Here is a 21,809-nt window from a genome sequence, read left to right as displayed (position 1 = left end):
CCGAAGGACCCGGGGAGCGCGGCATCCGACAGGGAGAGTGGATGGTGCGGCCGCGTCCAGGACGGCCGCACCATCCTTCCAGCGCCGAGGAGGCTTCGCATGCCCCGCACCTACGTCGTCACCGGATCCGCCAGCGGGATCGGCCGGGCCACGGCCGACCTGCTCGTCGAGCGCGGGCACCGCGTGATCGGCGTCGACGTGCACGACGCCGACGTCGTCGCCGACCTCACCACCGACGACGGACGCGACGCGCTCGTCGCCGGCGTCACCGCGGCGAGCGACGGGAGGATCGACGCCATCATCGCCAACGCCGGACTCGCGACGCCGACCGCGAAGACGGTCGCGGTCAACTACTTCGGCACGATCGCGACGCTCGAGCGCCTGCGTCCGCTGCTCGACGGCTCGCCGGCACCGCGGGCCGTGGCGACGGCCTCGATGGCCTCGCTGTTCCCGCCCGACGACGCGCTGCTCGACGCGCTGCTGGCGGGCGACGAGCGGGCCGCCGCCGCGCGGGCCGCCGAGCTCGAGGGCGGGACGCCCGAGCAGGGCAACCTCATCTACGGCACGACGAAGCGCGCGCTGGTGCGGTGGGTCCGCCGGAACGCCGCGTCACCGCAGTGGGCCGGCGCGGGCATCCCGCTGAACGCGATCGCCCCCGGCGTCGTCGTCACGGCGATGACGCAGGACCTCATCGGCACGCAGGAGGCACGCGACGCGCTGCTCGGAATGGTGCCCATGCCACTGAACGGCATCTTCGAGGCGCGCGACGCGGCGTACCTGCTCGCATGGCTGACGAGCGAGGAGAACGCGCACCTGTGCGGCCAGGTCGTCTTCATCGACGGCGGCTCCGACGCGGTGATCCGAGGCGACTCGACCTTCTGAAGGCGAGCGGATGGCACGGCTCAGCGCCTCGTCTCCGCCCCGCCGTCCGCCTCGTCGTCCTGGTCCCACTTCGTGCCCTCGAGGTCTTGGCGCAGCGTGCCAGTGACGTCGTCGACCGCGGCCCCCACGGTCGGGGCGAAGCGATCGGGCGGGAAGCGACCCGTCAGCCCGTAATCGCGCAGCACGTCGACCACCGGGTCTTTCATCTCGGCGATGATGAGCCGGATGCCGCGCTTGGCGAGCCAGTCGTCGACGTCGACGAGCTCTTCCACTGCCGTGGTGTCGATGTCCGTGATGGGCTCCGCCGCCAGGATCACGGTGTGCACGTCGGGTCCAGCCGCCTCCACGCGGGCGCGCACGAAGTCCTCGAAGATGCCGCCGTTCGCGAAGAACAGCGGCGCGTCGAAGCGCAGGATGACCACGCCGGGAATGCGCTCGCCCTCGGCGTTCCGCGAGAGGTCGTGGTAACCCCGCTTGCCGGTCACCCGCCCGAGTTCGGCACGATAGGGCCGCCACGCCTGGATCACGAACGCGAGCAGCGAGAGCCCGATGGTGACCGCGATGCCGCCGAGCACGCCGAACGCGAACACCCCGACGAACGCGGCGGCCGACAGCAGGGCGTCGATGCGATCCATCCGGACCAATCGCACGAAGCCCTTGACGTCGATGAGACGCGACGCCGCCATGATCACGACGGCCGCGAGCGTCGCGGACGGCAGCAGGTCGGTCAGCCATGGCGTGAGCAGCATGAAGAGCAGGATGAGCAGCGCCCCCACGAGGCCGGTCACCTGCGACTTCGACCCGGCCTGCTCGGCGACCGGGGTGCGCGAGGCCGACGCCGAGATCGGGAACCCGCCGAAGAACCCGCTCGCGAGGTTCGACGCGCCGATCGCCGCCATCTCGCGACTGCCGCTCACGGTCTCGCCCCGGCGCGCCGCGAGCGTGCGCGAGAGCACCGCCGAGTCGGTGAACGCGACCAGGGCGATGCCGGCGGCGGGGAGGGCGAGGGCCGCGACATCCGACCACTGCAGCCCGCCGAGCGCGGGCGCGGGGAGACCCTGCGGGAGCGCGCCCACGACCGGGAGGTCGTCGGACAGCCCCAGCACGGCCGTGAGCACGATCGCCCCGACGACCGCGACGAGCACGCCGGGCACTGGCGACTTCACGATCGTGAGCACGATGATCACGGCCAGCGAACCCAGGCCGAAGGCGAGGGCGAGCGGCTGGATCGCACCGTCGGCGATGCCCTGCGCGATCGCCGCGACCTCGGTGAACGGCGTGGTCGCGTCGGTCGAGAAGCCCAGCAGCTTCGGGACCTGCGAGATGGTCACGAGGAGCGCGACCGCGTTGAGGTAGCCCACGCGGATCGGCTTCGACAGCAGGTCGGTGACGAACCCGAGGCGCAGGATGCCGCCGAGGAGGAGGATCACGCCGACCATGATGGCGAGCAGTCCCGCGAGGGCCACGGCTCGATCGTCGTCGCCCATTGCGAGCGGCAGGATCGCCGCGGCGATGATCGGCGCGAGCGCCGAGTCGGGACCGAGCACGAGGATGCGGGACGGGCCCACGATGGCGTACGCGATGAGCGGCACGATGGTCGCGTACAGGCCGGTCTCGGGAGGGAGCCCGGCCACCTGGGCGTATCCCATGCCGGCCGGGATGAGCAGGGCCGTGACCGCGATGCCGGCACGGATGTCGGGCAGGAGCCATTCGCGGCGATAGCGCAGCGCGGTGTCGACGCCCGGCAGCAGCCGCCGCACCCGTTCGCCCGTCGCGCTCATCTCCGCCCCCAGGGCTCCATCATGGCGGATGGCGCTGCCGGGAGGGTCAGGCGACGGTGGTGCGTTCGGGCTCCACCTTCCGCCAGATCGGCGGATGGGCCAATCGGTTCTCGCGATAGAGCCGATAGGCGAACGGCGTCCACACGATGAGGGCCGCGCCCGCGCCGATCAGCAGCCCCGCGACGGTGTCGGAGAGCCAGTGCGCCCCGAGGTACATGCGGCTCAGCATCATCAGCAGCGTGTAGACGGCGCCGAGGACCCACACCCACGTGCGCATGAAGATGAGGCCGAGCGCCGTCGCGATCACCGCCGCATTCGAGCTGTGGCCGGACGGGAACGAGCCGAAGTCGGGGTGCACGAGAATGTCCTCGGGGCGCACCCGGCCCACGAGCACCTTGACCAAGCGCGTGAGGCCGCTGCTCGCGAGCAGCGCGACGAGGAAGAATCCCGCCGCCCACGGGCGCCGCCAGACGAGCAGTGCCGCGATGATCAGCGCCGGGACGATCAACCCCGAGAGCAGTCCGCTGCCGACGCGGTCGAGGACCAGCGCGGGTGCGGTCAGCCACGGCGTGCGCGCCTCGGCGAGCACCGCCATCAGGCCCGATTCGAACTCGAACGACTCGCGTGCGCGGTCGAAGACGATGACGGCGCCCACGAGCGCGACCGCGATGAGGGCGAACGCGCCCGCCGCAATCCAGGGCCGGCGGCTGATACGCACGGGCGCCGGCGCATGGTCCGCGTGATGCTCGCGACCCGCTTCCGCGGCGGCGCTGTGCGAGTCCGTCGCGTCCGGCGGCTCGCCCGGCGTCCTCATGCTCTCGGCGTCATCGCTCATTGCGACCCCACGCCTCCGGCCGCCGATCGGACTCGGCCACCTCCTCGGGCGAGCCGACCCGGACGGTGCGCCAGGTGTCGACGATGATCACGATCCCGAGCACCACGAGCGAGAGCATGATCGAGCCGACCGCGTCGGTCGCCCAGTGGTACCCGAGGTAGATGCGGCAGGCGGCGGTGAGCAGCACGACGAACGCCGCGACGACGAACGCGAGGGTCGTGATGACGGGCCGCCGATGCCGTGAGAACACGAGGTAGGTGCCGATGAACAGGAAGTCGGCGACTCCCATGACGTGCCCCGAGGGGAAGGAGGACGTCGGGTCGTAGCCGATCATCATCTCGTCGGCCGGGGGCCGGTCGCGGGCGATGATCGGCGCGAGCAGCTGCACGACGATGACGCCCAGGATCATACCGCCGGCGAGCAGGATGGGCCGCCACGCGTGCTTCGCGAGGATGCCCCACGCGACCGTCGTCACCAGGATGATGATGGGCATCGCGATCGGGCCGAACACGATCGACAGGATGATCATGAGCGTCGTGAGCCAGCCGTCACGGCCCGACTCGAGCCAATGCTCGACCGGGGCGTCGATGTACGACAGGTCGTCGGATTCGAGGATCGAGTCGAGCACGACGAAGAAGCCGACCAGGCCGGCCACGATGAGCACCGCGCCCGTGATGAACAGGTTCCGCTTCGCGGCGGCCGAGAGCACGCGCTCCTCGACCATGAACCGCTCGTGGAACCGCTGGAACCTTCCCGGCTTCTCGTCGGCCTTCGTGTGCGCGTCGGTGGAGTCGATCACCGCTGCTCCTCCCGTGGTCCGTTCCCGTTTCACGCCGGGATTCCCCCACAGTATGGCGCGCGACGCCGCCGGGCGCCCCCCATTGACGGCGCCCTCAGAACCCCTCAGCGGCGGTCAGTCGGCCGGATGCCACTGCCTCGGAGAACGCGGCGTAGTCGCGCTCGTTCTGGTCGGCGTAGTCGATCGCGAACTCGGCGACCGCCCGGTCGAACCGATCGCTCGCGCCGAGGTACGCGCCGATCGCAACGCGGTCGCCGGCCCTGGCATGCGCTCGAGCGAGCGTCTCGCCGCAGGCGCGAGCGTAGAACTCCGCGCCCTTCGGCACCATAATCTCGATGTCTGCGGAGCCCTTCCAGTCGTGCAGCTGCCGGATGTAGAAGTCGCGCTCGATGCCGTCCGCCCCTTCCGCCCGCTGCCATCCGAGGAACAGGTCGCTGGCCGCCTGCATGAGCCTCTGCCCGCGGACGACCCGCTCCCCGTGGTTCTCGTACGGGCTCGGCGGCAGGAACCGCTCGAGCACCGACGCCTCGGCCTCCTTGGCCTGCAGCAGCAGGGGGTCGCGATCGTCGCGGCCGCGGAAGAGCAGCACCCAGGCGCGCGTGCCCACGCTCCCGACTCCGACCACCTTGCGCGCCATGTGCACGTACTGGAACTCGGCGAACGGGTGGTGCTCACGCTGGAGCGTCTTCCGGTACCCCTCGAGCAGTCCCTGCATCGCTCGCACATCGTCGCCCGGCGACCGGCCCTCGGGCAGCAGGTCCTCGACGGGCACGATGAGCGGCGGGTCGGCCGCGATGCGGAGTTCTCCGTCGAGGACGCGAACGAGCTTCGAGAACGCCTGCATGCTGTCCTTCGTGCGGGCCTTCGCGAGCGCCGCCTGCGTGCGCTTGACCTGTTTCGCGTCGATGCGGTTCGCCGCGCGCTCCTTGCGCATCCATGCCTCGACCTGGTCCTCGTCGAGGCGGTCGTACCACGCCTCAAGCACGCCCATGCGGGAGAGCCTGCGCATGTACTCGCGGTAGCCGCGCACCGAAGCGCGGACCACTCGCGAACGCTCGGACTCCGAGTAGCCACGATGCCGCCCCGCGACCTCGAAGCTCGCCGCGAGTCGCTTGACGTCCCACTCCCACGGGCCGGGGAGGGTCTCGTCGAAGTCGTTGATGTCGAAGATCAGCCGTCGCTCGGGCGAGGCGAACACGCCGAAGTTCGACAGGTGCGCGTCACCGCAGATCTGGGTGGTGAGCCCCGAGGCCGGCGAGCCGGCGAGGTCGGATGCCATGATGAGCGCCGCGCCACGATAGAAGTTGAACGGCGAGACGAGCATTCTCCCGTACCGGATGGGTACGAGCTCGGGCACGCGCGTGACCGCCTGCTCCTCGAGCAGCGCCACGGGATCCGGTCGGTCGGATGGCGCCGTCCAGCCGGCGTGCGACGAGCGCGGGACCGCACGACGCGCTGCCCTGCCGGCGTCGCGCCGGGCGTCGACATCGTTGCGTGGAATCGTCTCGAGGGTCTCGGACGTGGTCGTGTCACTCATGGCGTGCCTCCTCGGTCTCCGGCCGGACGGGCCGTCCTCGCGGGCGACGCGGCGGCGCGTCATCCGGTATGCCCTTCGAGAACAGGAGCGCTCCGAGGGCGATGGCGATCAATCCCACGAACGCGACCCGCAACGCTCCGATCTGGGCCGTTCGATACGCGTCGGCGAGCGTCTGCGCGTCGTCGTCGGAAAGCCCCGCATCCTCGCCGATGTCCGCCACCGTGGACGCGGGCACGAGCTCGACGCCGCCCGCGGTCGCCTCCGCCACCTGCGCCTTCACGTCCTCGGGCAGCTCGCTCGCGGCGACGCTCCCGGCGAAGGTCGTGGCCAGCGCGCCGAGCAGCACGGACCCGATGAGCGCCGTCCCGAGGGACGAGCCCAAGTTCTGGAACACGCCCTGCATGCCGCCGACCTCGCTCGCCTTCTCGGGGCCGGCGCTCGACATGTTGACGTTCCCGAGCTGCGAGGCGAGCAGTCCGAGCGCTCCGCCGGCCGTGAACATGCCGATCCCGAACGCGGGGAACTGGAGCTCGACGTCGACCGAGGCGAGCAGCACCAGCGCCGACAAGGCGAGCACCCCCTGGGCGATTCGCACGATCCGGCGCGCGGACCAGATGTTCGAGAGCCTGGTGCCGGCGAACGAGAAGAGGATCAGCGAGATCGAGAGGGGGAAGATGCGCAGGCCCGTCTGGAGCGCGTCGAAGCCGAGGGTCATCTGCAGGTACACGGGCACCATGAAGAACAGCCCGGCGGTGACGGCGTACTGCGCACCGAGCGCGCCGAGTCCGCTCCGCAATCGCCGGATCTCGAACAGCGCGACGTCGAGCAGCGGCGTCCGGCCCTCGTCGGCGAGCCGGCGCTGCCTGCCGAAAAACCAGGCGAGCAGGATGCATCCGCCGAGGATGAGCCACGTCGTGAGCGAGATGCCCAACGGGACGATCTCGACCCCGCCGATCTGGGGCGCCTCCAGCGGACGGATCCATCCCCAGACCTTGCTCTGCAGCATCCCGTAGACGATCGCGACGAGGCCCGCGGACGAGAGCAGCACGCTCGGCAGGTCGATGGACGACGGCCGCGGCGGATGCCGGTCGACGATGCGGCGGGAGAAGAGCACGACCACGGCCATGACGACCACTTCGCCGATGAACACGTAGCGCCACGAGAAGTAGGTTGTGACGAACCCGCCGATGAGCGGACCCGCGGCGACGGCCGCGCCGGAGGCGGCCCCGATCATCGCGAACGCCGTCACTCGCTGCCGCCCCTGGTAGTTGTCGGCGATGAGCGCCGCGATCGCCGGGATCACCAGGACGGCGCCCATGCCCTCGACCACGGACCATCCGAGGAACAGCACGACGATGTTCGGGCTGAGCGCGGTCGTCAGCGAGCCGATCGCATAGACGATCGAGCCGATCACGAACGCACGCAGGCGTCCCCACACGTCGCCGAGCTTGGCTCCGACGAGCATGAGCGCCGCCATCGTGAGCGTGTAGAACGTGATCGCCGCCTGCATCGCGGCGACCGTCGTGTCGAGATCCTCGACGACGGTCGAGATGGAGACGTTCATCACCGAGCTGTCGAGCACCATCACGAACTGGGCCGCCGACAGCGCGGTGACGACCGTCCAGGACGCTGAGCGCCCGTTCACGGGCTGGTCCGTGCCCACATCGGCGCCGGCGCTTGCGCGGTCGCCGGCGGTTGCGTCACCGCCGTCCGCTGCGCCTGAGTCAGGCTGCGCTGCGGAAGGGCTCATGGTGGTACCCCTCCTTGTCGAGGATCGCGATCGTCCCCTCCGGGACCTCGACGAAGACGCCCGGGAGGTCGTTGAGCGGTTCGGAGACCACCACGTGCGCGTGCTCGCCGAACTGGCTGAGCCGCTCGGCCTCCGGATACATCTCGCGGATGGTGGGGATGTCGACCGAGTGGAACAGCGTGCGGGAGCGGCCCTGCGACGAGTACCGGAGCGCCCAGATCGTCGCACCGTCGGCGACCGCGATCGTGCCCTGCATCGGGAACAGGATGCCCTTCTCCCGGCCCACGCGCTCGATGTGGTCGACCATTGCGGTCAGCGCCTTCACGGGATCGTCGACGAGGCCGAACGTGATCGCGAGGTGGAACATCACCTCGGAGTCGGTCGTGCCCTTGAGGTGCGTGTACAGCGATGGATCGACGGCGAAGGTCAGGTCGCGCTTGACCTTCGCGAACTCGCCGAGGAACCCGTTGTGCATGAACAGCCAGTTCTCCCACCGGAACGGATGGCAGTTGGTGCGCTGGATGGGCGGCCCGCCCGCCGCGCGCACATGGCTGAAGAACAGGGGGCTCTCGATCGATCGAGCGAGCTCGCGCACGTTCTCGTCGTTCCATGCGGGTTCGACGCTGTGGAACACGGTCGGGATGCTGCCCGCGACCGCGCCCTTCGGATACCACCCGATCCCGAACCCGTCGCCGTTCACGGTCTCGGCGCCGAGCGGTGAGTCCAGCGACTGCGCCACGAGCGAGTGCTTCGCGTCGAGGATCACCGCCGAGGCCCGCAGGGGCTCTCCCGAGTACGCCAGCCAGCGGCACATGAGCGCCCTCCCCCGCCACGGCCCCCGCCGCGGCGTCACCTCGCCAGTCTGGTCGCCCGGCCGGGATCGCGGTGGGTCGAAAGTCTCACTCGGCGGGCTCGGCGCACGGAGCGGCCTCGGTCATGCGCTGCGTCGCCTGCTCGTACGACCACGGAAGCTCGACCAGGGGCTGCGTGCGCTCGTCGGCGGCTGCGGCCTTCGACCCGAGCGACGCGAGCGCGAACGCGGCCTCGCGCACGAGCGTGGCGCCGCCGGTCGAGTTGTTGAGTGCGAGCACGACGGTGAGGCCCGAGTCGGGGTCGGTGAAGGCCGCCGTCAGCGCGCCGGTCGATTCGCCGGCCATGCCGCGCAGGGGCCCGTACTGCTGGGCGCCGATTCCCTGGGCCTGCCACGACGGCGCCGAGCCGCCGAACGGCACGACGTCCCACGCCTGGCGCGCGGTCCCCTCCTCGAACAGCGCCCCGCTCGCATAGGCCTGGCTGAACTCGCGGACCTCGTCGAGCGTGGAGCGGGCTCCGCCCGCCGCGCCGCCGATGGAGCTCGAGCGTCGCGACACGTCGACGACGGTCGCGCAGTCGGGTGAGCCATCCGCCGCCAGGGCCGCAGAGTAGCCGCCGAGGGCGCCCGTGTAGGCGGTGTCGGACTGCTCGGGCAGCACCGTGCCGTCCATGTCGAGCGGGTCGAGCACGTACTGCTCGGCGAGCTCCGACCAGCTGCGGCCCGTGTGCTGCTCGAGCGCGGTCGCGAGCAGCAGGATGCCGGTGCGCGACTCCTTCCAGACGGCTCCGGGTTCGCCGACGTGCGCGAGCGCCATCCCGCTCGCGATGAGCTCGCCCGCCGGCCAGACGCGCTCGGGATTGGCGACGAAGTGCCGGCGGAGCGGGGGGTAGTAGTCGTCGAGGCCCGACGTGTGGCGGCACAGCTGCTCGACCGTGATGTCGCCGAGGCCGGGCAGTCCGCGGACCATGGTGTCGATGCGCTGGTCGAGCTCGATGACGTCGGCGTCGACGAGCCGCATGGCGATGGCGCACGTGAGCTCGCCGGTCACGGCAGGCAGCTGGAACGCGGTGTCGGTCGTCGCCTTCGCGGCGCCCTTGGAGAGGTCGACCGTGCCCGCGGCCGCGGTCCACGCTCCGGCCCAGGGCGCCCAGACGCCCGCGATGCCGCCGCTCGAGCCGCTCACGCGGATCGCCTCGTCGAGCGTCGCGTCGAGGCGCTCCTGGAGGTCGGCGGGGAACTCGCCCTCGACCTGGTCATAGTCGGCGGCCGGCTCGGCGGGAGCCATGCAGGCGGACAGCGCGAACAGCGTGCCCGCGGCGACGAGCGCCGCGACGATCCGCCGAACGCGTGTCACCACTCCAGCCACCGTGCCCCCCGCCGTGTGTCCGTTGCGATTGTAACCCGCATGCGTCGGCGTCGACGTGTTCGAGGCTACTCCGTGACCCGTGATCCCGCGGACGACGCCGGGCGCGTGTCCCCCGGGTCGTGGCTACTCGACGATCACGGGGTCGGCGACGCCGAGCTCGCGCGCAGCACCCGACATGAACCGCTCGACGTCGCGATCGACGATGATGTCGCGCGGCACGAGCGGCCGGGCGAGGTACAGCCCCTCGAGGCTCGTCAGCCGCGAGAGCGCGACGTAGGTCTGGCCCGGGCTGAACACGCGCGAGCCGAGATCGACGATCGCAGTGTCGTAGCTCGCGCCCTGCGACTTGTGGATGGTGACGGCCCACGCGAGCCGCAGGGGGAACTGGGTGAACTCGGCGACGATCTCGCGCTCGAGCTTCTTCGCGACCGGATCCCAGGTGTACCGGTACTTCTCCCACGTGACCGGCTCGACCTCGTGCTCGACGCCGTCGACCTCGACGCGCACCTCGCGGTCGAGCGAGGTGACGGTGCCGATCGTGCCGTTCACCCAGCGCGGCGCCTCGCCCCACCCGGCGGTGTCGTTGCGGAGGAACATGACCTGCGCCCCGACCTTGAGCTCGAGCTTCTCGTCGGCCGGGTAGCCGCGGCCGCCGAACTCGCCGTTGACGTCGGCCTCGTTGGCGAGCGAGTGCCCGGGCAGGCGGTGCAGGGCCGTGCGATTGATGCGGTTCACGGTCTCGTTCGTGGTCGCGAGCGTGATCGCGCCCTGTTCGGGGAGCGGTCGACGCGCACCCGTGTCGTTCAGCACGCCGGCGATCTCGGCGGTCACCATGCCGTGCCGCACCGCGTTGAGCATGTGCTTGAACGCATCGTCGTGCTGCCGGTGCACCTCGCCGAGCTCGTAGATGCGCAGGTCGGCCTCGTTCCAGACCTTCGCGTCGAAGAACCACATCGAGCGGTAGGTGTCGGCGAAGTACCGCCGCTCGTCGCCCGATCCGGGCACAGGCGCGAGTTGGTAGGGGTCGCCGAAGAGCACGACCTGCACGCCGCCGAACGGCTCGTGGGGGCGCTGCCGCGCCTGCCGCAACGAGCGGTCCATCGCGTCCATCAGGTCGGCGTTGACCATCGACACCTCGTCGACGACGAGCGTGTCCATGGCGTTGAGGAGCTTGCGCACGGCATCGTTCTGGTCGATCTCGGCGTCGGCGATGACGCCGATCGGCAGGCGGAACAGCGAGTGGATCGTCTGCCCGCCCACGTTCAGCGCCGCGACGCCGGTCGGCGCGCAGATCACGATCTGCTTGCCCGTGTTCCAGTTGAGGTGGTTCAGCAGCGTCGACTTGCCGGTGCCCGCACGACCGGTCACGAAAACGTGCTCGCGCGTGTGCTCGATCGCCTGGAACACCGCCTGCTGCTCGGCGGTGAGGGTCACGGTCTGCACGATCGGGCCTTCGGGAGTGGGTCGGGACGGATGCCGCAGGCGGGTCGGTCGAGCGGATGCCTCGCGCCGGGCGTCTTCACTGTAGACCGCGTGGCCGGGGTGCCGGCCCGTCGTCGCGACATCCGTTCACCCTGCGCGTCGCGTTGTGGACGGACGGAGGATCGGCGATCCCGCTGTCTAGACTTGCCGCGTGGGGAGCTCGGGCCGACGGGGTGGGCGCCTGTCGCCGGCCGCGATCGCGGGGTGGACGGGTCTCGCGGTGCTGCTCGGCGGCGCGTTCCTCGCGGCGCTCGGCGGACTCAACCAGACGCTCTACGGCGCGCCCGCGTTCGTCGAGCGGTACCTCGGCAACATCGCCAGGGACGACATCGTGAGCGCGGCCGCGACGCCCGGTGTCCGGCTCGACGAGGGCGCGCTCCAGGCGGCCGGGCTGCCGACCGACATCTCGACGGCGATGCTGCGATCGGGTGTCGTCGATACCGGGCCCGAGGACGTGCGCATCGTGTCCGACGTGCCCCACGACGACGGCTCGCACACCGTGACCGCGAGCTATCGGCTCGAGTCGTCGATCATCGAGACCGCGTTCGACGTGCGCCCGATCGACCCGCTCTACGGTGTGCTGCACCGGTGGGAGTTCGCGACCAGCCCGCTCGCCGTCATCCAGGTGACGGCGGCGCACAGCCCGCTCTTCACGGTCGGGTCGCTCACGCTCGACACGCGGGCGACCAAGTCGGGCGACGAGCTCGCGGCCTTCACGCAGCAGGCGTCGTACCTGGCCATCGCCCCCGCGGTGTACGAGTTCGGCTACGAGTCCACGTTGCTCGAGGCCGTGCCCGCCCAGGTCGTCGCCGAGCCCGGCGCCGAGGTCGCCGTCACGGTCGATGCCCTGCCGACCGAGGCGTTCGTCGAGCGCGTCCAGGCGAAGGTCGACGAGTTCCTCCAGGATCAGTGCGCGACGCAGGCGGTGCTGCAGCCCGCCGGGTGCCCGTTCGGTGTCGTGGTCGACGACCGGGTCGTCGGCGAACCCGTGTGGACCATCGTGAGCTCTCCCGAGGTGACGCTCGTGCCCGGCGAGACGACGTTCGAGATGCCCCCGACCCCTGGCGTGGCGCGCATCACGGTCGACGTGCAGTCGCTGTTCGACGGATCCTTCTCGACGCTCGAGCAGGACGAGGGCTTCACGCTCTCGCTCGATGCGACCGTGCGACCCGACGGGTCGATCGCCATCCAGCTCCGCTGACCCGGGCTACCCTTCGAGCGCCTCGAGGCCGGCGATCGCCGCCGTCACGATCTCGTCCAGCGGCCTCTCGATGGCACATCGCACCGCGCGCTCGTCGGCTGCGGGCGACTCGTAGAGCGCGAGCTGCGACGCGAGCATGGTCGCGGGCATGAAGTGGCCGGCTCGCGCACCCAGGCGCTCGGCCAGCACCTCGGGATCGCCCTCGAGGGCGACGAAGGCGACATCGGGCGCAGCGGTCCGGAGCCGATCGCGATACGCACGGCGCAGGGCCGAGCACGCGACGACGATGCCCGGCGGCTCGGCCTCGGCGAGCGCCGCGCCCACGACGTCGAGCCACGGCCACCGGTCGTCGTCGGTGAGCGGCGTTCCCGCGCGCATCTTCTCGACATTGACGGCCGGGTGCAGGTCGTCGGCGTCGACGAACGGCACGTCGAGCCGGCGGGCGAGCGCCTCGCCCACGGTGGACTTGCCCGCTCCCGACACGCCCATGACGACGATGCGCGCCATCCGCTCGCCCCTCATTGCACGCCGTCGCGCTGGGCCAGGGCCGCCAGCCGGGCGTTGTACTCCTCGAGCTCGGCCTCACCCGTGCGATCGGCGTGCCGGTCGCGGCGCTTCGTCTCCTTGGCGTCGCTGCGCGCCCACTGCACGGCCACGGCGATCGCCAGTGCGAGGGTCGGGATCTCGCCGATCGACCAGGCGATGCCGCCGCCCACCTGCTGGTCGGCGAGCGCGTCGGTGCCCCAGCCCATCGCTCCGTACCAGTCGGCGAGCAGCAGCCCGCTGCTCATCATGATCGACAGGCCGAAGAACGCGTGGAACGCCATGGTGCCGAGCAGCAGCAGCAGCCGGAACGGGTACGGCAGGCGATACGGCACCGGGTCGATGCCGATGAGCGACTGCACGAACAGGTAGCCCGTGATGAGGAAGTGCGCGACCATCCACTCGTGGCCGATGTGGTCCTCCATGGTCCACCGGAAGAGCGGCGAGTAGTAGAAGACCCACAGCGACCCGGCGAACAGCACCGCCGCGACGATGGGGTTCGCGATGATGCTCGCGAACCTCGAGTGCACCGCGAGGAGGATCCACTCGCGGCCACCGCGGCTGCCGTCCTTGCGAGGGCGGATGGCGCGGGCCGCGAGCGTCACGGGCGCGCCGGGCACGAGGAGCACGGGCACCGCCATCGTCAGTACCATGTGCGCGAGCATGTGCGCCGAGAACAGGGTCTGCTCGTAGACGTTCACGCCGCCGCTCGTGACCCAGGCGAGCAGCGCGAGGCCCGAGACCCACAGGATGGTGCGCCACACCGGCCAGCGGTCGCCGCGGCGGTGCAGCCGCACGACGCCCGCGACGTAGAAGAAGATGCCGAAGCCGCAGAGCAGCAGCCAGAGCAGGTCGGGGTTCCACTCGGTGAAGTAGCGCCATGGCTCGGGCCACGGCGGCAGCGGCTCGCCCGTGAGGATCTCGGCGGGCGTGCGCGCGAGCTGTCCCGCCGTGTCCTCCGAGACGGGCGTGGCGGTGCGTGCGAGTGCGGCGGCGACGCCCGAGGCGAGGCCCATGAACGCGAGCTCGACGGCGACGAGCAGCCAGAAGGTGCCGGTCGTGGATGCCGCGGGGCGGGTCATCCGCCCGATCAGGATGCGACGCTGCGCGGCGCCGAACAGGCCCAGCGCGATGAGCGCGGCGACCTTGACCACGACGAGGATGCCGTAGCCCGTGGTCAGCTGGTCCCACGAGCCGATGCGGAGCGCCGCGCTCGCATAGCCCGAGATCGCGACGACGATGAAGCAGACCAGCGCGACCGTCGAGTACCGCGCCAGCACGACCCCGAGCCGGTCGCCGTCGAGCGCGGGCTTGAGCAGGACCAGCGTGACGAGTCCCCCGAGCCATGCGGCGACGAACACGAGGTGCAGTCCGAGCGCCGTGATCGCCTCGGAGTGGCCGGCGGTGCCGGCCGCGTGGCCCTGCTGCGCCATGGGGACGAGTGCGACCACGGCGAGCACCGTCACGAAGACGAGCGCCGTGTGGTTTCGCACGGCGAAGCACAGCACGGTGACGGCGGCCGCGACCAGCGTGGTCGTCAGCCACGCTCGTCCGAGCTCGATCGTGGTCGCGAACTGGCCGAGCTGCGCGCCGAACCGGTCGCCCAGGTCGAACGGGGCGCCGGTCACGAGCATGAAGGTGAGCACGCCGGTGGCGGCGCTCGCGACCGTGAGCACGGCGGCGGATGCCGCGGCGACATCGAGCGCGAGGTCGAACTCGCGCCGCTTCGGGCTGAGCGCCCACACCGCGAGCACGAGCGCGCCGATCATGCCGGCCGCGCCGAGGTTCACGAAGAGCTTCGCGACCGGGACGCCCCAGCGTGCGACGGGCCCCGGGTCCTGGATGGGGAACGGCGCCGCTCCCCCGCCGTACGCGAGCGCGGCGACCATCGCGCCGAACGCGACGGCGACGAGCAGGGCAGGGCCGAGGACGCGGACGGAACGGGGCACCGCACAAGCCTAGGCGAGCCCGCTGGGAGCGGGGCTCCGGCGCCATCCGCTCGCCCCGCCATCGATTCAGGAGAACGGAGGCTGCTCAGGACCGGATCCGCGATCCGGTCCTGACGAGCCCGCGTTCTCCTGAAACGGAGGGGGGATCGATGGCGCGGGAGGATCGGGACGCCGGAACGGTCCTCCGCACCCGCACATCTCCTCCCGTGCGAGTGAGAACGGATGGCGCGGCACGCCGTCCCGGGCACGCCGAAGGGGCGCACCGGATGGACCGGGCGCCCCTTCAGGAGTCTCGGAATGCGTCGTGCGACGCGCGCGAGTTACTTGACGGCGGCCTTGAGCTTCGAGCCCGCGGAGACCTTGACCGAGTTGCCCGCGGCGATCTGGATGGTCTCGCCCGTCTGCGGGTTGCGGCCCGTGCGGGCGGCGCGATGGGTGCGCTCGACGGCGAGCCAGCCCGGGATGGAGACCTTGGTGCCCGATCCGACCGAGTCGGCCAGCGTCTCGAAGAACCCGTTCAGCACGGAGTCGACGGTGCTCTGGCTCTGGTTCGTCGCCGCAGCGATCTTGGCAACGAGCTCGGACTTGTTGAGCGACTTGTCAGCCATGGAATGTCCTCCTCGGACCTTCGCTGTGTCAACAGCTGTCATGTGGATACGCGGAGTCGACCTCGCGATCGCCCCCGTGGCCGTTCAGGCCGCCTCGAATGTAGCAGAGTCCCGCGGAAACACGCGGATTTCCGGGTGTTTGGGGCACGTTTCGCAGGGGGTTGACGGATGGCGCGACAACCCCGTCGCGTACGGCTCCTGATGAGACGACAAGAGGGGCGCCCCGATGACCGGGACGCCCCTCTCGGGAAGCGGTACTGCTTACCAGCTCGACTTGGTGATGCCGGGCAGCTCGCCGCGGTGCGCCATGTCGCGGAAGCGCACGCGCGAGATGCCGAACTTCGAGAGGTTGCCGCGGGGGCGACCGTCGATGGCGTCGCGGTTGCGGAGGCGGACCGGCGACGCGTCGCGGGGCAGCTTCTGCAGGCCGACGCGGGCGGCCTCGCGGCTCTCGTCGGTGCCGTTCGGGTCGACGAGCGCCTTCTTCAGCTCGAGGCGCTTGGCCGCGTAGCGCTCGACGATCACCTTGCGCTGGTCGTTGCGCGCGATCTTGCTCTTCTTCGCCATGTCTTAGCGCTCCTCTCGGAAGTCGACGTGCTTGCGCACCACGGGGTCGTACTTCTTGAGCACGAGACGGTCGGGGTTGTTGCGACGGTTCTTGCGGGTCACGTAGGTGTACCCGGTGCCGGCCGTCGAACGGAGCTTGATGATCGGACGGATGTCCTGCTGCTTCGCCATTAGAGCTTCACCCCACGAGCCTGGATGTCCTTGATGACGGCCTCGATGCCACGGGCGTCGATCACCTTGATGCCCTTGGCGGACACGTTCAGGGTGACGTTACGACGCAGCGACGGCACGTAGTAGGTCTTCTTCTGCACGTTCGGGTCGAAGCGGCGCTTCGTCCGGCGGTGCGAGTGCGAGATGTTGTGTCCGAAGCCGGGGGTGGCTCCGGTCACCTGGCACACTGCTGCCATTGGTCTTTCCTCCAATACCGAGGGGCCGGACGGCCCCTCCCAAGGTCACTTGTCTGCAGGCGAGCCCCTCCGCTACGCGGTAGATACAGGGGGATTCGCCTACGGTCTGGACGGTGGAAGCGCCCAGCCAAACGTCGAGTCTAGCAGAGGGCCAGATCAGGGCCGAATCGGATGCCGCGGCATCCGTCGCCGGCGTCGACGTCGTCACCCCGCCGGGATGGTCCGCCGCGACAGCAGCGCCGCGACGAAGAAGCACACCGCTCCGAGCATGGTGCCGAGGTTGGCCCAGTACTCGCTGAGGAGGTCGCCGGTGGCCGGCAGCACGTACGCGCCGACCGCCGACGCCCCGAACGCGACCGAACCCGCGAGGTTCAGCCACGTGCCGTGCCACGTGCGGGCGTCGGGATCCCAGAGCCGGCCGCGATCCTTCGTCGCGATCACCGCGAGCGTGCTGGCCACGAGGAAGGCAAGCGAACCCCACGCGTCCGGGCGCCATCCCACCCCCACGGCGTCGGGCCGCGCGATCGCTGCGGCGAGCGCCGCGAACGTGCTGACGTTGAAGAGGAGCGTGCCCAGGAACTGGACGGCCGCCGCCCACCAGTCCGCGCGGTCGGCGCGATTGGTGTCACCGTGCGGCGGCCGTCGTCCGCTGAGGCTCAGCTGGATGAATCCGGCCGTGGTGAAGAAGAGCGAACCGATGAAGAACGTGAGGTTCGCCCCGACGGCGCCCACCCAGGCGGCGTACGGCGGCAGCGCGCCGACGAGGAAACAGAGCGAGCCGACCGCGAAGCCCCACGCCTCACGGCGCAGCCGCCGGATGGTCGCCGCCCCTGGTGCGGTCACGTCAGTGGTGGAACGCCGGCGGGAGACCCGGGTGCGGCATGGGCGCGTCGAGCGAGTCGAGGAACTCGGTCTCCTCTCGGATGTCGTGCAGCAGGTCCTCGGCGAGGTCGCGGCTGAGGCCGTCGCGGCAGACGATGCGCATGACCGTCTGGCCCTCGAGCTCGCCCGAGAGCGGATACGCGGGCACGAGCCATCCCTTGATGCGGAGCCGTTCGGAGAGGTGGTACAGCGTCCACTTGTCGGTGTGGCCCGGCTTCAGCCGCCAGGCGAACACCGGGATGTCGCTGCCGTCGGTCAGCAGCTCGAAGGCGTCGAACCTGCCCACCTCGTGCGAGAGGTAGCGCGCGACATCCTGCGACGCCTGCTGGATCGAGGTGTACCCGGAACGGCCCAGACGGAGGAAGCGGTAGTACTGCAGCAGCACCTGTGCACCGGGTCGCGAGAAGTTGAGGGCGAAGGTCGGCATCGAGCCGCCGAGGTAGCTGACGCGGAAGACGAGCTCCTCGGGCAGGGCCGCGGTGTTGCGCCACACGATCCAGCCGACGCCCGGGTACACCAGGCCGTACTTGTGCCCCGACGTGTTGATCGACTGCACGCGCGGCACGCGGAAGTCCCACTCGAGCTCGGGCTGCAGGAACGGCGCGACCATGGCGCCCGAGGCGCCGTCGATGTGGATCGGGATGTCGAGGCCGGTCTTCGCCTGGATGGAGTCGAGCTTCGCCTGCACCTTCATCACGGGTTCGTAGGCGCCGGTGTACGTGACGCCCATGAGCACGACGACGCCGATCGTGTTCTCGTCGACGACGTCCTCGAGGCTCGTGCCGTCCATCAGCGGATGCTCCTCGGTGGTGGCCACCTGGCGCATCTCGACGTCGAAGTAGTTGCAGAACTTCTCCCAGCAGACCTGGACCGCCGAGCTCATGATGAGGTTGGGCTTGTCGGCGTCCTTGCCCGCGGCGCGGCGTGCCTTCTGCCACCGCCGCTTGAGCGCGAGGCCGCCGAGCATGCAAGCCTCGGACGAGCCGATGGTGGATGTGCCGATGACGTCGGTGCGGTCGGGCGCGTGCCAGAGGTCGGCGAGGATGCGCCAGCAGTACTCCTCGATGGCGGCCGTCGCCGGGTACTCGTCCTTGTCGATCATGTTCTTGTCGAACGCGTCGGCGTAGAGGCGGTCGGCCGACTCGTCCATCCACGTGCCGACGAACGTGGCGAGGTTCAGGCGGGCGTTGCCGTCGAGCATGGTCTCGTCGCGCACGATCCGGTACGCGGTCTCGGGCAGCATCGAGTTGTCCGGGATCTGGGTGTAGCGCGCGGTGGTCGCCTCACCCGCACGCGAGAAGGTCGGAATGAGCGCATCGTCCTGGTACATGGGTCCCCCTTCGTCCGCTCGGTGACGCGGACCCACGGAACGTAGCCCGGCCCGGCCGGGGCCGTGGGGACTCAGGTCCCGTGGGAGTGGCGATCCGCCGCGGACGCGTGCGCCGCCGGCGCCGACTGCGCCGACTGCGCCGCAGTGCACTCCGCGCAGAGCCCGAAGACGTCGACGACGTGCGCGGCGGCCGTGAAGCCGTGCTCGGCGGCGACCCGCTTGGCCCACGCCTCGACCTCGTCGGCGGCGATCTCGACGGTGAGCCCGCAGTTGCGGCAGATCAGGTGGTGGTGGTGCCCGGTGCTGCACGCGCGGTAGAGCGCCTCGCCCTCGGGCGACTGCAACGAGTCGGCCTCGCCGTTGGAGGCGAGGTCGCCGAGCGCGCGGTACACGGTGGCCAGGCCGATCGGCGAGCCGCTCGCGTGCAGCGCCGAGTGCAGCGCCTGCGCGCTGATGAACCCCTCGGTGCCGTCGAGCGCCTCGCGCACCGCCTCGCGTTGCCAGGTGTTCCGCTTCATGCGATCCGTGCGTCCTCCGCGGTCTCCACCGGAATGGGAGCCCGTCTCGAGGGTAGTCGCCGCAGCTGGGAGCCGACGAGCGCGACGAGCAAGAACGCCGTGGCCGCGAGCACGATCGACGGGCCGGCCGCGACGGCGGCGTACCGTGACACGAGCACGCCGATCACGCCCGCCGCGGCACCGATCAGCGGGGCGGCGAAGAGCACGCCGCGGAAGGTCGGCACGACCAGACGCGCCGCTGCGGCAGGCGCCGCGATCAGGGCGATGGCGAGGATGGCGCCCACCGCCGGCAGCGAGCTGACGACCGAGGCCGCCGTAAGTCCGAGCACGAGCACCTCGATCGGCCACTCGCGGAATCCCGCGGCGCGGAACCCTCCCTGGTCGAAGGTCGAGAAGACGATGCGCGTGCCGAATGCCGCGACGAGGGCGACGGATGCCACGAGGACGACGATCGCGAGGGCGATGTCGCCGTCGCTCACGGTGAGGATCGATCCCACGAGCAGCGACTCGGGCTGCACCGGGAGCCCGGGGATGAGCGCCTGGAGCAGCGCGCCCGCCGCGAACCCGCCGGTCAGGACGACGCCCGCGGCGACCTGTGCGCCCTGCCGTCGCACGCGGGCGATCCACGACATCACGGCGACGATGACGACGGATGCCGCGGCGGCCCCGAGCGGCACGCCGATCCCGAGCGCGGCCGCGGCCACCGCCCCGGGATAGGTCGCGTGCGTGAGCGCCTGCGCGAAGAACGTGCGCCGGCGCAGGACCACGAGCGCGCCGACGAATCCGGCACCCGCGCCGATGACGATCGCCGCGACCAGTGCGCGCTCGAAGTACCCCATCACCGCTCCCCCGTGGCCAGGGCGGCGGCCGGACGTCTGCCGGGGCGCGTCATCCGGTCGCGGACGAGCCGGAGCGCGAGGAGCGCGGCGTACGCCGCCACGAACACGGCGACGACGGTGGCGCCCGCCGGCAGGTCGACGCCCGCTCCCACCGAGATCGCGAAACCGAGCGACAGCCCGAGCCAGGCACTCATCGCGCCGACCGCCGCGGCGACCGGGAACAGCCACCACAGCCGGTCGGTCACGAGCCGCGACGACGCCCCCGGAACGATGAGCAGCGCGAGGACGAGGAGCGTGCCAACGGTGCTCGCGCCCGCCACGACGACCAGCGCGACGGCCGAGTTGAGGACGAGGTCGAGCGCGAGGGGCCGGTCGCCCCACGCTCGCCCCGCCTGGGGGTCGAACGCGCGCAGCACCTGCTGCTTGAGGGTGACCCCGACCAGCACGGCGGCGGCGAGCGAGACGACGATGAGCGGGACCACGTCCTCGGGGGCGATCGTGAGCACGCGGCCGAAGAGGAGCGCCTCGAGCTCACCGGCGTAGTCGTCGCTGCGCGACACCACGATCACGCCGACGCTGAACGCTGCGGTGAGGACCACCGCGACCGCCGCGTCGGATGTGACGCCCCCGCGCACGAAGAGCGTCAGCGCCACCGCGCCGGCCAGCGCGGCGATCGCGGCGCCCGGCACGAGTCCGGCCGTGCCGCCCACGGCGAGGCCGATGGCGAGCCCGGGGAAGACGGCGTGCGTGAGCCCGTCGCTGATGAACTCGAGGCCGCGCAGGTTCACGAGCACGCCGACGAGCCCTGCGACGACCGCGAGCACGAGCAGCACGACGAGCGCCCGCCCCATGAATGGCAGGGCGTACGCGCCGACGAGCGCGTCCCACGCGCTCAACGCGCGCCCCTCCCCCGCCGCGGCGCCTCGGACGCGCGGTATGCCGCGATCGGCATCAGTGGCCCTCGTGGTCGGGCACGACCAGCGTGTGCTCGTCGATCTCGACCTCGACCCCGTCGAAGCACTCCTGCACGTTCGAGAGCGTCAGCACGTCGTCGACGGGCCCGCAGCTGAGCTGCGTGCCGTTCACGAGCAGCACCGTGTCGCAGACCTCGCGGGCGAGCTCGAGGTCGTGGGTCGAGACGATCACGGCGACACCGCGCGCCTTGAGCGTCCGAAGCGTGTCGACGAGCGCCTCGCGGTTGGCCTGGTCGAGTCCGTTGAACGGCTCGTCGAGCAGGAGCAGGCTCGGCTCGGAGGCCAGGGCCCGAGCGAGCAGGCCACGCTGCCGCTGCCCGCCCGACAGCTCGCCGAAGCGACGGTCGGCTCGGTCGGCCAGGCCCACCGTCTCGAGCGCCTCGCGCACGAGCTGCCGGTCGCGGCGACCCGGCCACCGGAAGAGGCCGAGGCGGCGGTACCGACCCTGCATGACGACCTGGGCGAGGCTGATCGGGAAGTCGGGATCGAGTTCCGCGGACTGGGGCAGGAAGCCGATCATGCCGTCCGCGTCGTTCGTTCGGCCGTCGACCTGCATGTCGCCGGCGACGAGCGGGACGAGACCCAGGATGCCGCGCAGCAGCGTCGACTTGCCGGCGCCGTTCGGGCCGATCACGGCGAGCGCCTCCCCCGGCGCCACGTCGACCGAGAGATCGGACACGCCCGCTCCACCCGGATACCGGAACGCGGCGTCGCGGAGGCGGAGGACCGGCGTCGTGGCGCTCAT

At 71.0% G+C, this 21,809-nt stretch carries 22 protein-coding genes; 2 read left to right on the top strand and 20 right to left on the bottom strand.

The window, feature by feature from the left end; genetic code table 11:
• Positions 1 to 99: 99 nt before the first annotated feature.
• Positions 100 to 882: an SDR family oxidoreductase gene (locus BLT99_RS14705; RefSeq protein WP_092674064.1), complete on the top strand. Its 783-nt coding sequence runs from the start codon at positions 100 to 102 to the stop codon at positions 880 to 882.
• Positions 883 to 902: 20 nt separating this feature from the next.
• Here the strand turns inward: BLT99_RS14705 and BLT99_RS14700 are convergent, their stop codons facing one another.
• The 8 genes from BLT99_RS14700 to BLT99_RS14665 all read right to left on the bottom strand — a co-directional run bounded on the left by BLT99_RS14700 (position 903) and on the right by BLT99_RS14665 (position 11,207).
• The gene (locus tag BLT99_RS14700) at positions 903 to 2,663 is read right to left on the bottom strand and encodes a SulP family inorganic anion transporter (RefSeq protein WP_092674061.1); all 1,761 of its coding nucleotides are present in this window, start codon (positions 2,661 to 2,663) and stop codon (positions 903 to 905) included.
• Between the two features lie 46 nt (positions 2,664 to 2,709).
• A complete protein-coding gene (locus BLT99_RS14695) occupies positions 2,710 to 3,498 on the bottom strand; it encodes a phosphatase PAP2 family protein (RefSeq protein ID WP_231945688.1) in 789 nt (262 codons plus the stop codon).
• Positions 3,488 to 4,297 carry a phosphatase PAP2 family protein gene (locus BLT99_RS14690; protein WP_229724586.1) on the bottom strand — a complete coding sequence of 270 codons (810 nt, stop codon included), beginning with the start codon at positions 4,295 to 4,297 and terminating at the stop codon, positions 3,488 to 3,490. Before BLT99_RS14690 ends, BLT99_RS14695 begins: the two co-directional genes overlap by 11 nt.
• Positions 4,298 to 4,391: 94 nt before the next feature.
• Positions 4,392 to 5,834 (bottom strand): DUF2252 domain-containing protein, encoded by a 1,443-nt coding sequence (locus tag BLT99_RS14685; RefSeq protein ID WP_092674058.1) that lies wholly within the window; start codon positions 5,832 to 5,834, stop codon positions 4,392 to 4,394.
• Complete coding sequence (locus BLT99_RS14680) at positions 5,827 to 7,479, bottom strand: MFS transporter (RefSeq protein ID WP_229724588.1); 1,653 nt, start codon at positions 7,477 to 7,479, stop codon at positions 5,827 to 5,829. The genes BLT99_RS14685 and BLT99_RS14680 overlap by 8 nt, the downstream gene beginning before the upstream one ends.
• A gap of 79 nt (positions 7,480 to 7,558) precedes the next feature.
• Positions 7,559 to 8,398, bottom strand: coding sequence for a class II glutamine amidotransferase (locus tag BLT99_RS14675; protein WP_092674052.1), 840 nt, complete (start codon positions 8,396 to 8,398; stop codon positions 7,559 to 7,561).
• Positions 8,399 to 8,483: 85 nt separating this feature from the next.
• Complete coding sequence (locus BLT99_RS14670; protein ID WP_157675007.1) at positions 8,484 to 9,755, bottom strand: serine hydrolase domain-containing protein; 1,272 nt, start codon at positions 9,753 to 9,755, stop codon at positions 8,484 to 8,486.
• Between the two features lie 132 nt (positions 9,756 to 9,887).
• Positions 9,888 to 11,207 (bottom strand): ATP-dependent DNA helicase, encoded by a 1,320-nt coding sequence (locus BLT99_RS14665; RefSeq protein ID WP_092674046.1) that lies wholly within the window; start codon positions 11,205 to 11,207, stop codon positions 9,888 to 9,890.
• Positions 11,208 to 11,397: 190 nt separating this feature from the next.
• Here BLT99_RS14665 and BLT99_RS14660 point away from each other — a divergent pair, with 190 nt between their 5' ends.
• Positions 11,398 to 12,447: a hypothetical protein gene (locus BLT99_RS14660; protein WP_092674043.1), complete on the top strand. Its 1,050-nt coding sequence runs from the start codon at positions 11,398 to 11,400 to the stop codon at positions 12,445 to 12,447.
• Between the two features lie 6 nt (positions 12,448 to 12,453).
• Here the strand turns inward: BLT99_RS14660 and BLT99_RS14655 are convergent, their stop codons facing one another.
• The 12 genes from BLT99_RS14655 to BLT99_RS14600 all read right to left on the bottom strand — a co-directional run bounded on the left by BLT99_RS14655 (position 12,454) and on the right by BLT99_RS14600 (position 21,809).
• Positions 12,454 to 12,954: a gluconokinase gene (locus tag BLT99_RS14655; RefSeq protein WP_092674040.1), complete on the bottom strand. Its 501-nt coding sequence runs from the start codon at positions 12,952 to 12,954 to the stop codon at positions 12,454 to 12,456.
• A gap of 11 nt (positions 12,955 to 12,965) precedes the next feature.
• Positions 12,966 to 14,879, bottom strand: a complete 1,914-nt coding sequence (locus tag BLT99_RS14650; protein ID WP_092676466.1) for a cytochrome c oxidase assembly protein — start codon at positions 14,877 to 14,879, stop codon at positions 12,966 to 12,968.
• 380 nt (positions 14,880 to 15,259) lie between these two features.
• Positions 15,260 to 15,547: an HU family DNA-binding protein gene (locus BLT99_RS14645; protein ID WP_092674037.1), complete on the bottom strand. Its 288-nt coding sequence runs from the start codon at positions 15,545 to 15,547 to the stop codon at positions 15,260 to 15,262.
• A 261-nt stretch (positions 15,548 to 15,808) separates the two neighbouring features.
• On the bottom strand, positions 15,809 to 16,114 hold the full coding sequence (rpsN, locus tag BLT99_RS14640) for a 30S ribosomal protein S14 (RefSeq protein WP_092674034.1): 306 nt from the start codon (positions 16,112 to 16,114) through the stop codon (positions 15,809 to 15,811).
• 3 nt (positions 16,115 to 16,117) lie between these two features.
• On the bottom strand, positions 16,118 to 16,285 hold the full coding sequence (gene rpmG, locus BLT99_RS14635; RefSeq protein ID WP_021760158.1) for a 50S ribosomal protein L33: 168 nt from the start codon (positions 16,283 to 16,285) through the stop codon (positions 16,118 to 16,120).
• Entirely contained in the window at positions 16,285 to 16,521 is a 237-nt protein-coding gene (rpmB, locus tag BLT99_RS14630) for a 50S ribosomal protein L28 (RefSeq protein WP_092674031.1), read from the bottom strand. Before rpmB ends, rpmG begins: the two co-directional genes overlap by 1 nt.
• A 204-nt stretch (positions 16,522 to 16,725) precedes the next feature.
• Positions 16,726 to 17,364: a YrhK family protein gene (locus BLT99_RS14625; protein WP_229724593.1), complete on the bottom strand. Its 639-nt coding sequence runs from the start codon at positions 17,362 to 17,364 to the stop codon at positions 16,726 to 16,728.
• A gap of 1 nt (position 17,365) precedes the next feature.
• Positions 17,366 to 18,733 (bottom strand): glutamate decarboxylase, encoded by a 1,368-nt coding sequence (locus BLT99_RS14620; protein WP_092674028.1) that lies wholly within the window; start codon positions 18,731 to 18,733, stop codon positions 17,366 to 17,368.
• Positions 18,734 to 18,804: 71 nt separating this feature from the next.
• A complete protein-coding gene (locus tag BLT99_RS14615) occupies positions 18,805 to 19,251 on the bottom strand; it encodes a Fur family transcriptional regulator (protein WP_092674025.1) in 447 nt (148 codons plus the stop codon).
• On the bottom strand, positions 19,248 to 20,090 hold the full coding sequence (locus BLT99_RS14610) for a metal ABC transporter permease (RefSeq protein WP_092674022.1): 843 nt from the start codon (positions 20,088 to 20,090) through the stop codon (positions 19,248 to 19,250). Before BLT99_RS14610 ends, BLT99_RS14615 begins: the two co-directional genes overlap by 4 nt.
• A complete protein-coding gene (locus BLT99_RS14605; RefSeq protein ID WP_197675501.1) occupies positions 20,090 to 20,986 on the bottom strand; it encodes a metal ABC transporter permease in 897 nt (298 codons plus the stop codon). Before BLT99_RS14605 ends, BLT99_RS14610 begins: the two co-directional genes overlap by 1 nt.
• A gap of 55 nt (positions 20,987 to 21,041) precedes the next feature.
• Complete coding sequence (locus BLT99_RS14600; protein ID WP_229724597.1) at positions 21,042 to 21,809, bottom strand: metal ABC transporter ATP-binding protein; 768 nt, start codon at positions 21,807 to 21,809, stop codon at positions 21,042 to 21,044.

This window comes from Agromyces flavus, from assembly GCF_900104685.1.
GTDB lineage: Bacteria > Actinomycetota > Actinomycetes > Actinomycetales > Microbacteriaceae > Agromyces > Agromyces flavus.
Note: the sequence above shows the minus strand (reverse complement) of the source record. Positions and strands in the feature narration are given on the sequence as shown.